Consider the following 14,730-nt stretch of genomic DNA (forward strand, 5'->3'; position numbering starts at 1 on the left):
AGTGCTTGAATACTCTTCAGAATATTCGCCATAAGCACACCCTATCGGTCCCTGGCATCTGACATTGTAGATGAAATCCGCCAGGCGAAAGGCCAGCTTCATTTGCTAACGGCTGCTACGAAAGTCCGACGCAACGTTTCTGCGTTTAATAAGTCCGTATCTGGTTATTGGTCCTCGATAGAGATAGCAAACAATCAAATCATTTTACGCAATCGCTAACATTCTAAGGTTACGCGTGCGGCAATGGTAAATGAACAACAACTTCCGCTGAGAGATGGAAAAGGACGAAGCTGGCATTTGTGTAATATTTCTTATACTTAAACGATAGAAAGCGGGTTTAGTCAGGCCGGGGCTGATAATGGATACGATAGTAAATTTAGATCAGCAGACAATGTTTACAGTCAATGCATTGCTGCTGGTGGTTTTCGCTATTGCTTTTGCGTTTGCAGGTTTTGAACGCCAGGATAGAAAATACTGGTGTTACATGCTTTTTTCAAATGTCGTTTTTGCTGTCGCGTTTCTCATCTTCTCAAAAGAAATTGGCGCAGAACCTGCTGAGCTTTTTTTACCAAATCTGCTCCTTTTTATCGGTTTAAGCTTACGGTGGAATGCTATTCGAGAGTTTTTTGGCCGCCCTGTGTCTCTTACGGTGATGACCGCGCCGTCATTGATTGGTATGATCATGTTCGCTTTCTCACCATGGCTGCGAAACAGTATCGCGTTCGGTGCAATCAACCTGTTGATTACGTTGCAGATTGTCATGATTATTTGGGCAATTTCTTCAGAGCCCGAAACTCTGAAATCCAAATGGGGCCTGATAGCCAGTTATGCGGTGCTCGTATTATCTTCATTCCTGCGTGTCATGCAGGGCTGGTTGTTCGACACCTCAATGGTATCAATGTTGCCAGCAGATGTTTTCCTTCACCTCAACCTTATTGCCGCTGCCGTTCATATAAGTGCGAGCGGTGCTTTTTCTCTTCTCATCGCTTACGAACGCAATGCAAATAATCTGCAAGAGATCGCATTACGCGACCCATTGACAGGCTTACTCAACAGATGGAGCATTGAAACGATCGCGCTGCCCAGTGAGAGCAAGATAAGTCCAAAACTGATCTCGGCCATCATGATCGATATCGATCATTTCAAACTAATCAACGATAGCTATGGTCATTCGACCGGGGACGCCGCGTTGCGGCACCTGGCCATACTCATAAAAAATGCGTTTCCCCAGGAGGCCACAATAGCAAGAGTGGGCGGTGAAGAATTTATGATCCTGACCTATGACCAAGGGGCAAGTAAAAGTGCAGAAATCTGCGCGTTACTACGTAAGAAGCTCGCAGAAAATCCATTTCAGCATGGTGAACTTTTCGTACCCTTCACAATCAGCATCGGCATATGCTCTGCTTATGTGAATACACGAGCAGACCTCGACCATATCTGGAACCGTGCCGACGAAGCGCTTTACATCGCAAAATCTTCAGGACGTGATAGAACCAAAATAGCGGATAACAACAGCAAGCCAATTTAACAGGGTCGTGGTTGGTACGCATGCGTCCTTCCCTATAATACGCCAACTCCATTCTGCCACGTTAAGACCGCAGAAGTGGAAGCGACCCCATTTAACCCATACCTACTGCACTTTTAAGGGCAATAGACACCAGCAGATAAGTCAACTGATGCCCCGAAATTATATTACAATTTTACAAACTAAAACTTAAATGCAGCATTTGCGGCATATGTTGTTGAGTCTGTTTGATTTCCGAAAACTCCAGTATATGTTAAGTTCATTGAGAGACGCTCCAAATTAACCAGACCAATCTGTAATCTCATAAGTAAATATTCATCGTTGGAAGAAGCTCCAACAACATAGAATGGATACTCTGGTGCAAATGAAAGTTCACGGCGGGTATTGCGATCACCCCATTCCTTATTCCAGGCAGCATTTAGCCGCGCATTCAGACTATATCTCTGGCTGAGAGAATAAGAGGCGTTGGTCTGGATGCCCAGTGTTCCCGAAGTACTGGTTATGGACAATGACTGTCCGGAAAGGGCTGCGTCCAACAGGCCACTTTCCTGAAAACCATCAATTTCCGTCCGGGAATGACTCAAAGCCAGATACGGCTGGACGTCCATAATCCCCGCGTCGAATGTATAACCAGCTTTGGTAAAATACTGAGTGGTATACGCGTTATAATCAGCACTCAATGTACCCGTTAATGCATTTAAGTTTAACGATCGTTGCGTTTGGATTGAATGATATTGATACGCTGCACCACCAGCAACATTGAAGCCGTTCTGCTGCCACTGCAAGAATAAACCCGCCCCCCACGTGTTAATATCTGCGGAGCTGGCGCGGTCGGAAATCTTTAGCGAAGTATCTTGATAATCACCTACGATACCGGCGGATAGATGATCTGTAAAATCATAGGCAATACCAGCGTTGATACCGTAACCATTTGATTTGGTGCCTGCAATTGCTTCTGAACCGTTTGTTCTGGCATTCAAGCCTCTGGCAGACAGCCAAAACTGAGGGTGTTCTGAACGCGTTTCAGTTCCGCTAAAGCCATTCAAAGCGCGGTTAAATATCTCATCGCGAAAAGACAAACTACTGTCAGATAAAGCTGTCGTAATGCTTGAATGCACTTCGCCTGATAGAAGATCGAAGCTGCGCCTCGCATCATTTTCGGAACCACTGATAATTGAGCGATAGACCAGATTGTCTGGGTTAAGATAGTCGAGCGCGCCTGCCACCGCAGTTTGATTAGGCGTATTTGAAACACTCTTAAAACGGATATCATTACGCGTCAGAATAACCGTATTTGAATCCACCGTCGGCGTGACAAATACAAAATCGTGGCTTAACACCTCGCTGAACGCGGACCCGCTATATGTCGGAGCGTAAAAGATGCCGTACGTCTTGTTAATTTCATAAAGAAAATCATCGGCACGTTTTAAGTCGAGAGTGCCACCTTGAAGTTCCAGGTCTTCAGCGATCAATCGACCATAACCGAGGACGAGGCTTATATGCGACGTATCATTGAGTACGATCTTTTGATCTGCTGTTAGCGTGGTTCTGCCTAAATTGACATTCCCCGCACTGACGAGAGAGCCGATAGATAGTTGCTGATTATCAAGCCGGGAAGCATCCAAAGATCCATTTTGATCAATGTGAATGTCTGAGGTTCCGCCTGCGGACTGGCCTATAAAGCGTGCTGTTCCCCCTCCACTTATAAGGATCGAGGAACTCCCCGCTGATGATGTGCCTAAAAACTCAAGGTCGCCGGCATTGATGATAAAACTGCTTCCAGCGTTTGAATTGTTATCGAAACTTATGGAAGATTTCCCGTTGTTAAACAGACGTGCACTACCAGCGCTGCTCTCATCGCTAAAAGCGATTGTGCCGCTATTGTTTATATTTGCGCTACCGGCTGTTGCACTGCCATCTAAACGAATAGTCCCCGTCTCATTGTTCACAATAGAGGATTGGCTTGCTGACGAATGATCGCTGAGAACAAGTGAACCACTATTGTTGAGATCGGATGAATTCGTCGTAGACGACCCGTAGAAATTTATATTGCCAGACTCATTATTGACAATAAGACTCTGACCAGCAGAGCTCTGGTCATAAAAATCAATCTGGCCATTATTAGTTATGTTGCGACGCCCCGCATCAGCGTTATCGCGAAAAGTCATATCACCAGAAGAGTTATTGGTAATCAGAGAATTTTCTGCAGACGAACTGCCATTAAAATTAACTGTTCCATTGTTCGTTATAACAGAGTCACCGGCTGAGGCCTCATCGGAAAACGTAACCAGCCCCGCCTCATTATTGGTTATTCGGGAATCTGCCGCAGAACTCTGTTGGTCAAACGATAATTTTGCTTCCGTGTTAACAGTAATAAATGCGTTTGAGGCCGCGGACTGGTCCGAAAAGCGCGTTTCGCCTCCAGAATTATTGATAATAGTCGCCTCGCCGCCAGAACTTTGGTCGAGAAATGTGGTCTTATCAGCAACATTATTTGTAATTTCGAGCTGACCCGCTGTTTCCCCATTTTTGAATACGAGATCACGGCCGCTTTGAACATCGCTCGAGAGCATTTGAAACCCCTTAGTCCCTGGTTCATCGACGGGAGAAAGAGGAATATTGTCAGTTTCTAACAGCGCAAACGGTTCTGCGGCGGAAGCGGCATTAGTATGGAGTGCAATTGAAATAAAACAGAAAACGCGAACGAGTAGCCGCTTAGCACATGCAGTATTTAAACGCTTTCGTTTTCCCGCTGGCATTAGACACAATCCCAAAAAGCAACTTCGATCTCAAGCTGAACGAACTATGAATCAGACTTCTGTTCAGATAGCGTTCAACATGGTTAATAGCTAACGAATTACTGCAATATTAGCAATTTGTTTACGTTTATTAACCAGGTTATATTTTGTCGAAGGAAGAGGATTCGGGAAGCTACCTTCCCTGAATATCTCTGATTGCAGCCATTCCTCTTATGCCTTCGCGATCACCAGTGGCGGCCAGGGCTTCATAAATTACCCTCGCATCATCATAACGACGCAGTTTCAAATAAGCCGCGGCTTGAAGACCCATCAGATCCTTTCGAGGCGCTGCCAATTGAGCGCGTTGCTCTAGTATGAAGAGGACATCACGAAAGTTGCCAGCTTGATACGCAGCGACAGCCTTATCGGATAATATTGAAACGCGCAGTTCCTTCTGACGTTGAGGGCTTAATGGTGCCTTAGTGGCTGATACGGCAGCTTTATCAACAAGACCTGCCCGCAGATAAGCCAGAGCCTGGCCATAGGCTGCGTCCGAACGGTGGGAAGCAGATCCTGTCATCAGGGCAGATTCAAAACTTCTTACAGCGTCGAGCGGACGATTGAGTTCCATCAGACACCAGCCATGAGAAACTGCATTCCCGCCAGTGGGCATAGGCCCCTCCAGCGCCTGAGCACAGGATCGCGCATCCCCTGATCCCGCTGATCTCGGCTGCGCTGCACGATCGACCGGGTTATCTGAATTACTCCTGACAGTTCGAGGAGCAGTCGCGTTGCTTGGTCTTGAACTGTGACCACGAGAAGAGCGGTTGCTATGCTGACTGTTACCGCCAACCTCCCGAATGCGGGCGGATTTGGAGTCCCAGTTCTCTTTTACTTGCCGCAACTGATTTTCATCATCAATCGACAACAGCCCCAAAGCCAAACCGTAGGCTGCGGGTTCATTGGAAGTATCCCACGAAAGAGCAGTTTGGAACCATTGAACTGCGGTCAAATCCTGTTCCATAGCCCGCGCATACCAACCAAGTTGTTCTGCTGTCGTAATATTTTTTTCCGTAACCGTAGCATTTGCAATACGCGTCAAGACTTGCGGACTAATCGTCTCTGGCATCCGGTTGGGTGGATCACTTGAGAGCAAGTTCGCGGCAGCATCAAAATAAACCAGCGTTGCATCGGGCGACTTATCACGCCACGGATACATCAAATCCTCTGCTGCCGAATAATCTTTGCGCGCATTTAAGACAAGCGCCATTCCTTGGGCCGATGTAGCCGTCGCTTGCTTTTTATTGGCCAAATCAAACCATTTTTCAGCCTTTGTCGGTTCATCACGGCGCATATAATACCAACCGAGCATCTCTGCATCAGAGCCCAAAGTTTCACTGTCCGGGATGTTTTCGAGTGCTGAAATGTTGGACGGATCTATTATCAGATCTTTATCGAGAGCGGCCAAACCAACGAAATGACGCGCTATATCTTTCTCGAGCCCTGCAAATTCACGCTGTCCATCTGGTGAGCGCCTTTCAACCTCCAAAAGCTTTTGCATTTCATCATAAGAGAGATTTGTAAGCGCCTTTTGTATCGTACCAGTACGAACATTGGGGTCAGGGCAATTATTTATAATGTAGAGATAACCATCGAGCGCACGATTACCTTTGTCAACTTTGGCAAAGGCTTCGGATAATCGCCAAAGAACGTCTACCTCATTGCAAGTAAGCATTTCTGGCGAACCCGCCGCAAGATTGATGACCATCTCATACTGAGCATTGTTCGATGCGTTGATAAGACGTTCTCTATTCTCACTTTGGTCCAGAGCCTTCAAAAGATCATCCGGCACAACCCAATTGGGTTCGTTCGTTTTTCTCGAGGCAATAGATTTGCGAAGCGCGCTGTATTCGCCTTTGGAATACAACTCCCAAAGTTCATCAAGTTTGTTGTCAGAGACTTTTGCAGGTGCTGTAGGATCCTCTGGCGGAACCCAGTCTGGATGCAAGGACTTCAATCGGGTGATCTCAGCTTGCATTCGAACCTTATCGCCACGGGTGGCGAAATAACGCAGCGCGCTTTCATCAACTTCAGAGCTAGTCTCGCCCTGCGCGGTAATTTGGTTTGCACGATTTGAAACCGGGGAAGGTGAGGTTGCTTGATTGGCAGTGCCTAACTGCAAATCAGACATAGGATCATCGTTTTTAGAGAATAAATAATAACCGCCGACGGCAACCGACCCTAGCAAAACACTGATAATAATATTTTTCATAGGCATCGCGGATAAACTTCTTTGATATAAGCGAGTGAAAGAAGGTGTAGAGTTGACGGATAGTAATGTGTTGGCTGAAACTCTTTAAGTGCTGCCGATATTTTCTGTCCGGATTTTGCACATGAAACCAGTTCGTTCAGAATCCTATAGCCCGGTTCGCTTAACGAGGTTACGGTCGCATCGGTTAGAACATTGACCAAACGGACATCACCATTTTTTTGGGTCATCGCTGCGGTTAAGTCGACCGTAAGCTGGTCAGCTCCATTGCCGACACGTACGAGATAAAGTGGTATCCGAACATTATTGTAACTGAATTCTGGCGGAAATCCATTTGCAGGCATCGGCTTCTCCCCAAGACTAATCCAGTCGGAAGGGAGTTTAACAGACCCGAAACGGCTTAGCGACAGCAGTTTAAGGCCACTCAATTTCAGGGCATTCCATTTCGGCGAAGGCGCAACTTCGTTTAGCACCGGAAACGCTTCAAATACCCAATAAGAAAGATTGATGATCGGTCCATCTTTCCTGTCATCCTGTGAAAATCCCCGAATGGCGGGAAGAAGTATCGTTTCACCGTTATAAACAACGATCTGCTTCGCCAACAATGTATTGGCGATAGTGTGCGCATAAGTAAGATATTCAGTATTCGGCCATTTCCTGCCAGCCAAGGTGAGCGCATAGGCTATCAGGATATCTCCGTCCGATGCATTGTTCGTATCAACGATATGCGGACGGACACCAGGATCCCATTTCCAAGCGGACAGACCGTCATTGCGTATCAGCAGCTCTGTTTTAGTGAATGTCCAGATGAGTTCAAAATCATCCTGTCGCCCAGCCAGAACAGCCAAAAGCAAGCCATAACCCTGTCCTTCACTGTGGCTTATGTTGCCATTCGCATCATCAATGATACGACCTTCAGGGCTTAGGAACTTTTCAGTGTAAAGTTTCCACTCGTTTGCAGTGATGGTCATAGGGGCTTTGGTAACCTCTTGGGCGTGAGAATTCCAAACAGGCATACCGAATAACAATATTACCGCCAACGTAGGCGCAATGCGCTTCCATTGGCTAACAATCATCGAAAAGCGACTGCGATTATTCATCATCACGTCTCCCCGAACGTGAAACCAAAGCAGATGTTGTCAGACCGAGTGCCACAAAAACCGCTATCATTAAAAGAACATAGGATAATGCGTTGCTTGATAGCCAGTTGGTGGCAATGAGGCGCCAGTTCGATATTGAAAACGGCTGCGTGGGAATGAAAGAAAGATTTTGAACCGGCATGGTTTCGACCGCAGTATTTACTCTATTATAGGCTGTAATTCTGCCCTGACTTTCGTTCCAGTTTTCTTGTTGCGTAAGCGTCTGTGCAACAGTTCTTAGCATTGCGCTATCGGGGGCAGTAAATACTGTCCATGCTCCATTTGAAGACGGGCTTGGACCTTGTGCCATAACGGCCGAAATTTCTCTCGACGGCGTATATTGCGTTGTTTCTCCCGGGAAAAGGCGCAGCTCGTTCGAAATATTAAACGTTGTGCGCAAGCTGGAATACATATTCTGTAGCTTACTCACCCAATTAGATTGATGCAGTTGCTGCCAATCTTTGAGAGTCATATTCTTATTGTCCGGCAACAAAATCTCTGAATCGTCATCGCTCCAAGAGTTTTTTGCATCGGGATTAAGTCCAACGCTTGATAATACCGTGTCAGGCAAATTATTGATATTACCAATAAAAAGTGCGTTGTTTGATAGAAGACGATCATCCGTTACGCTTGTGGTAATATCAAACGGCCTACCTGCCGCGCTGGCAAGATTGCCCAGAATTGTTGCGGACGCCGCCATGACATTAAAATCGTTAAAGTTTGCCACTAATGGAAGCGTCTCACGTGAGTAGCTATAAGGATAAGCCATTCCAGCCATTGCAGCGAGATTTGGGGTCTGACCGATCCGGGCGAATGTCGGGACACTAAATGTCGACGAATCAAAAAGTGCAAAGCGTGGTGAACTCTGTGAGGTCGTCACACCAGGCGCGCATACATTATCCTGGTTTGTCAAGAGAGCCGCTTCCACGACGACTGTATTTACGCCGGGCCGGAAATTGCGCATTGAGATATTGATTGGCAGTTGGCGCATAACACCACCACCAGTGTTCGTAATCGGTATTGTCGTCGCTATATTATCATTGACGTAAATATCAATTCTGCTGCCCGGCAACACTTCAGATGAGTATGCTGCATCCATATAAATGGTAGCACTCCCATAGGCGTTTGCGTAGAAATCGGCAGGAATGCCAAAAATGAACGCGTTACTGAATCTGCGCCCATCAAATTGTTGCGTGGGTATTCCAAGCTCGGAAAATGTCAGCGTCGTTTTATTTCTGACCATTGGCGCTTCAGGCAAATGCCAGTTCTGCGTGTTCAATTCAGTTCTTAACACATCAGCCGGACGATCTGTTAACTCCGCAATCCGGTCTATGCTCTGCTTTACCCTCTGCCAGTTGTTGCCAGCAATCAATAGAACTCTGCGGCCGGAGGGATCGGTAAAAAACTCAACAGTTTCCGGCGCCTTAGTGTCAAAATCAAAGCTCAAAGTCTGCGATGCAGTTTTGAGCTCTTCGTAGGTACCCAACAAAACTGTTAATTCGCCAGAACGATGAAGATTCGCATCCTGAACGTCTGAGAAAAGAAATTTTTCTACCGAAAAACTCTGATTAGGCATTCCCCCCAGTATAGCTAAGGCTTGGGAGAGCCGCATGAGGCTATTGCCATTCTCGCTATTATTTGAACCTGGAGCGACAATGGTAAAATGTGTCTCACCTTTGGAATTGACGCCAATGGTCGAAATATGGTCGTTAATGTCGCGCAAGCTGCCAGAAACGTTGTCAGCTTCAGCACTCAGGTCGAACGTGAGAAATGTCCGAGCGGCATCTATATTGGTCCAAAGCTCGTATGTTGATTGAATCGAACAATCGGTGCGATGCCTTTGATGCGCGCTTAAGGTAATCGTATTGTTGCCGGGTCTGAGTAATTTGGCCGGAACGGGAATATTTACATCAGCCATTTGATCGGATGATCGAATGGCCTGTCTTAATATCTCGGTATTATTGAGCGTTACCGTGAAAAATGAAGTCTCTGGTGCGACCAGGATTGCGTTTTGATAACCAATATTGAGTGTTGCTGTCGTGCTGGCTTCAGCATCAGAAAGCGATATATTCCAGCTACGCCGGAATTGCTCGCCACGCACGGAGAGTTGGTTTGTTGGTATTAAAAATCGTTGCCACTTACGCGAATTTATCACAGGCGACGGCGTTAAAGGAGGCACGACAGCCGGTTGTTGGATGACGGGCGCGCGCTCCTGAGCACCTTCCGGTGTCATATTAAAAGGCGTCTGTGCATATGAACAGGTTGTGGCAAGCGATATCACAGCTCCACTCAAAATTGCAGCCACCAATTTGGGTGTACCAAAGAACATCTTTGTATGAGGCAGCAAGACCGTCATGCCTTTCCTACCTTCTTCGCCTGCGCCTTGGACCTGCTATTTTTTGAATACTGATTTAGCCCCAGGAAATAGGCAAGCCCTCTTCCCGTTTGGTAAAGTGAAAGACTAAGAAACCATAGAGTTGCGCGCAACACACCCGGATTGGTTCGCCGTTCTTGTTGTATTTCTTTCCAGCGTTCTGAATTTGCGAAAATCAGGTCGGCAACCAATCTGTGATGATCAGCGGTAGTGGGCTTATAAAGGCAGCCCACAGACAAAAGGTCTCCCTCGAGTTTTACATTTCTGACTTCAATCGGGAGTTCGTCGCTGTCCATAGTGGCAAGTGTCTGGAAACGGGCAGACGTGCGTTGTCCAACGCTGAGCGCGTTTGCATCGGTCGCATACACAGTCAAATGCATTCCGTTCACAGAGACATCATCAATTGTCGCTGTGTGCCACTCTTCATTGATCAGGACGGAACTTCGCCGTGTCACCTTTACGCGCACGGTAGATGACCACTCACCCCGCTCTGAAACAACGCCCAATGCACATCCGGCCATGATCAAGTTAAGTAGCGTCCATCCGCCCACAACAATCAAAACATCGGCCTTGTAGGGTTCTGTGTATACGCGATATACCGCGTAGAGCAACGCGATCACCAAAACGATGAATATTATAAAAAATGGTCGTGATATTTCGGACAGTCGGCTGACGGTTATGGATTCATCTTTCGCCGTCACATTAAATGTAGGCTTTTTGGGATTGAGCAGAACCGATATGATAGCAGGAAACAGATGTACGGACTGCACATATTCATAAAGCTCAGAGATCCACGGCCAACGATAATTTCCATATAGATAGTTTTGAAGCAACAAATTGATAAATAGATAGATCAACGTGTAGGCAAGAAATTCGCCTCCTGAGGCAACAAAAATCTGGAGATCAAAAAACAGATAAAACAGTGGGGCAACAAGAAATGTCATTCGAGCAAATGGGAAGAGCCAGAAGAGCGTCGATGACATATAACAAAGCCGCTGAGGTAATGCTAATCCAGGCAGAAATGGCGGGAAGCGGTATCGAAGAATTTGCATCATTCCTTGGGCCCAACGGCTTCTCTGCCCGATAAAGCTCGCGAAAGTTGCTGGTTGCAGGCCAGCAATCAGTGGACGATCAATATAGACACTTTCCCAGCCCTGAGCATGCAAGTTAACCGCAGTTTCACAATCCTCGGTGATGCTAACACCGCTAAATCCATCAGTTGTGGACAGTGCTTCACGGCTTAACAGCGCAGCAGAGCCACAGAAAAACGCCGCATTCCACTTATCGAGGCCACGTTGAATCATGCCATAAAACATCTCGTTTTCACTTGGCATCTGATTAAATGTACGAAGATTTCGCTCAACCGGATCGGGATTGATGAAAAAATGCGGAGTCTGTACGAGAAACAATTTACGGTTTTGTACAAAGTAACCCACGGTTTGCGTCAAGAAATTCCGAGCTGGTGCATGATCCGCATCAAAAACGGCTATGAGTTCGCCTTTTGAGTGCGCAAGACCATTATTCAGGTTACCCGCTTTTGCATGTTCGTTTCGTGCGCGTGTCAAATAATTAATACCGAAGTCGGCACATAGCGCTTTCAGTGTTGCGCGACGTTCTGTGGCGCGGCGGCTCGCCAACAGATCAGATGACCCGCATTTTTGATCAGTGCCACCATCATCCAGCAGCCAGATTGTGAGCTTATCCGCTGGGTAATCCATATTCACGGCCGCAGCAATCGTGTTGGCCAGGAGGTTTGCATCTTCGTTGTAAGAAGGAATGAACACATCAACTGATGGCATGTCATCTTCAACCAGATCAACACTGTCCGGCGATTTACGGGGAAGTGAAACCACAAATACGGAGAGTGCCAGCATCATCACACTGTACAGTTCCGCCATATAGAGTAAAATTCCTGGTATAAAATTCTGTAACTGGCTTACGGGAGGAATAGTTTGTGTCGTTCTCCAATAAACGTATCGCAGCACCACCGCACTGCAAAGGCCAACGACAACAAGTCGCCATGGTCCGCCAATCCTGAAATGCTTCAGGACTGCGACAAGAACGAGAACACTAATTCCAAGAGAAAGCTGCGTTGCCAGATTTATAGGAATAAAGCAAAAAAACAGTACGCCGACAGCTGAAAGAATCCAACAAATTACAATTCCCAAATTCGGCATAGCGTATTCTTTCCTCGACCCATTATGCGAATAATTCAGATACGTTAATTGCAGAAGTTATTAGCGTCGCTTTCTCCCCCGTTTGATTTCTGAGGCTTAATTATCGAACAAGGAGACGGAACTTGAACGGATTCGTTCTTCACTGCTCCACCATTCGTTAACAGCCCTCCTGAAACGCCAGAGTTCTGACCTGCCAATGGCGGAGGCGGGACAATAACCGTATTTGAATTGGTAACTTTAACGGGAGCTGGCACCGCGCTGTGTGGCGCCACACTCTGCGGGCTTGTACTGCGCGACGAAGATGGGTCTCGCGGGCGGTTTTCCTGCTGTTTATTATGCACAGCATTTTCGAAAGTTGTCTCGTTTTTATTTAATCGACTGCTGTTTAAATCTGATGCTGGAAACGGCCCGGCAAGTTCAGTTTTTACAGCCGGCGGGAACACCGGATTACCGGGTCGGCCAAGATTGGGCGACGGAGAAGCGGGTTCGCCATATGGATTCCACGAGTTGGCCTGGTTTGTCGTATTGATTGTGAAGCCGTACATCGCCGACAATAGCTTATCTACATCTGCACCAGTTTCGCAAAGGCGTAAGCGCAAATTGATACGCCCTCTGTTTTGGAAAAAATTTTGATTATGATCAGGCGATTGAATTTGTTGCCACGCATATATGCAATTGTCGCCCCCGGGAGCCTTACCGGTTGCATAGCTGAAAGAGCCATAATTATTTTGAACATAGAATGGAGAGCGCGACATTGCGATTCCCGCCATCTCAGTGCGCAATTCTCGTGCAATCCTGCCATCAGTAATCGCAGCATATGAAATGGTGTTTTCCGTGCGCGCGTCTGTCGGGCCCAAAAACTGAACGTAGAAGTAGTTTTCGCCCGCCAGCCTGGAGTTCGTACTCAGGGTAATTTTTTGCGTAACGCCATTACGTGCCCGATCTTCGACAACACCAACAACGGAATAATTTGCAGGGAGAACGAACGCATCCTCCGGTGTAACGACCCGTTTGCCGTTGCTAATGCTAGCCGTTCCCGTTGAAGTGCATGAAGCGAGCAACGGGGCCATTAAAGCAAGAATGCAAACATGCCAATTATTCAAAACAACGAGTCCCACCCTCATAAAATATGATGACATAATCAGCAATTCGTTATTCATTATTTAGTAATTTTTAATCTTAGTGTATAGAGAGAATTCGAGAAATTAACGTGATTTGTTTCATTCTGATTTGTTTCCGGCTGCCTACCGTAATTTGTCGGGGGGATTCTGACTTGAGCAGTAAAATATTTGAGGCTTTCCTTATACTTAATCAACATATTACAGCCCGTGCAAAGCGTCTGATTATTATCGACAGTTGCGGCATAGACCCCGCCTAACCCCCGCCTCAGGGAAAGACGACCGTTTTCTCAAAGTCCTTTGCTGCACTGAACCTCAAGTTTAGACAGCGGGGAATCAGAATTTTCCGGCTTTCGTCCCAATGGCTGGCTGATAACGCCATCAGGACTATGCAAGGCAATCGGTGCGTTATATCGGATGCCGAATAGGGAAAATTCTTTTTATAGTGTAGACGCCGATTCTTCAAAGTTTCGCGCGCATCTTCGAGCGTTAAGAACCAGTGTGCGTTCACATATTCTGTATGAGGCTTGCTGTTGAAGGCCTTAATGAGCCCGTTATCCGTCGACTTACCCGAACCAGAGAAATTCAGCGTGACTTTGTTGGCATAAGCTCACAGATCCAAAGCGTCGCCTGATAAACTGATACAGCAAATGCGGATAGCGTTGAGTTTCACAGCAGCCAGAAAGTTGGCTGGTTTCTTGTTGTAACGTATGGTGATGCCACGATAGTACTTGATGCGGTTAAAGAAGCGCTCGACTAGGTTTTCTGGCGCTATACCCAGGGTGAGAACGCGAAAACATCATCACGATTGGATTTGGGAGGATTATTGGTCCAGATTTTCCGTTCCGCTGCGGTCTTCCTGATCGCATCAGTATCGTATGCTTTGTCCGCAAGCAGCCTCCCACCTTCTGAAACACTCGCCACAGGATCTTCAGTCAGCGAGCAATCAGCAACCTGACCAGCCGTCAGGCAAAGATTGATTGGACGGCCTTCTGCATCAACGATTGCGCTGATTTTGCTTGTGAGTCCACTCCGGGAACGTCCCATGCAACCATCGCCGGTATTCCCTTTTTACTTGTAGATCCGTATTGGTGCACACGAACACAGGTTCTGTCGATCATCACGATATCGGCATCATACACCCACACACGGCCCCCAGCAGTCGATCCCAGACATCAGGACGTCGCCCACGAACGAACCAGTTGTAACAGGTCGTTTGAACACCATCGCGTTCAGGGATTTCGGACCATGATGAACCCTGTACGGAAGCGCCACAGAGTGACATTGAGCATCATGCGATCATCAATACGTGGTACGCTACAAGGTGCGCACGACAACGGCGGCGCAATAATCGACCATTCTCGTAGAAGTGGAGCCAGAGCACTTAAGA

The 14,730-nt window shown here is 47.0% G+C and carries 8 protein-coding genes and 1 pseudogene; 1 reads left to right on the top strand and 8 read right to left on the bottom strand.

Translation table 11 applies throughout. The features are described 5' to 3' along the window. Window positions 1–358 precede the first annotated feature (358 nt). Window positions 359–1,528, top strand: coding sequence for a GGDEF domain-containing protein (locus WH356_RS11900; protein ID WP_339510997.1), 1,170 nt, complete (start codon window positions 359–361; stop codon window positions 1,526–1,528). 179 nt (window positions 1,529–1,707) lie between these two features. Here the strand turns inward: WH356_RS11900 and WH356_RS11905 are convergent, their stop codons facing one another. The 8 genes and pseudogenes from WH356_RS11905 to WH356_RS11935 form a co-directional block, all read right to left on the bottom strand. Then, window positions 1,708–4,284 carry an autotransporter outer membrane beta-barrel domain-containing protein gene (locus WH356_RS11905; protein WP_339510999.1) on the bottom strand — a complete coding sequence of 859 codons (2,577 nt, stop codon included), beginning with the start codon at window positions 4,282–4,284 and terminating at the stop codon, window positions 1,708–1,710. A 172-nt stretch (window positions 4,285–4,456) separates the two neighbouring features. Continuing rightward, the gene (locus WH356_RS11910) at window positions 4,457–6,535 is read right to left on the bottom strand and encodes a tetratricopeptide repeat protein (RefSeq protein WP_339511001.1); all 2,079 of its coding nucleotides are present in this window, start codon (window positions 6,533–6,535) and stop codon (window positions 4,457–4,459) included. Next, complete coding sequence (locus WH356_RS11915) at window positions 6,532–7,635, bottom strand: glycosyl hydrolase family 8 (RefSeq protein WP_339511003.1); 1,104 nt, start codon at window positions 7,633–7,635, stop codon at window positions 6,532–6,534. The genes WH356_RS11910 and WH356_RS11915 overlap by 4 nt, the downstream gene beginning before the upstream one ends. Then, a complete protein-coding gene (locus WH356_RS11920; RefSeq protein WP_339511005.1) occupies window positions 7,625–10,027 on the bottom strand; it encodes a cellulose biosynthesis cyclic di-GMP-binding regulatory protein BcsB in 2,403 nt (800 codons plus the stop codon). The genes WH356_RS11915 and WH356_RS11920 overlap by 11 nt, the downstream gene beginning before the upstream one ends. Continuing rightward, window positions 10,024–12,222 (bottom strand): UDP-forming cellulose synthase catalytic subunit, encoded by a 2,199-nt coding sequence (gene bcsA / locus WH356_RS11925; RefSeq protein WP_339511007.1) that lies wholly within the window; start codon window positions 12,220–12,222, stop codon window positions 10,024–10,026. The genes WH356_RS11920 and bcsA overlap by 4 nt, the downstream gene beginning before the upstream one ends. A gap of 44 nt (window positions 12,223–12,266) precedes the next feature. After that, window positions 12,267–13,382 (bottom strand): cellulose biosynthesis protein BcsN, encoded by a 1,116-nt coding sequence (gene bcsN, locus WH356_RS11930; RefSeq protein ID WP_339511009.1) that lies wholly within the window; start codon window positions 13,380–13,382, stop codon window positions 12,267–12,269. Between the two features lie 226 nt (window positions 13,383–13,608). Further along, entirely contained in the window at window positions 13,609–13,929 is a 321-nt protein-coding gene (locus WH356_RS24070; RefSeq protein ID WP_421566169.1) for an integrase core domain-containing protein, read from the bottom strand. A 21-nt stretch (window positions 13,930–13,950) separates the two neighbouring features. Then, window positions 13,951–14,719 (bottom strand): annotated as a pseudogene (locus WH356_RS11935) (IS5 family transposase). Window positions 14,720–14,730: the final 11 nt, after the last annotated feature.

It is taken from the genome of Ochrobactrum sp. MYb379, assembly GCF_037479515.1.
Classification (GTDB): domain Bacteria; phylum Pseudomonadota; class Alphaproteobacteria; order Rhizobiales; family Rhizobiaceae; genus Brucella.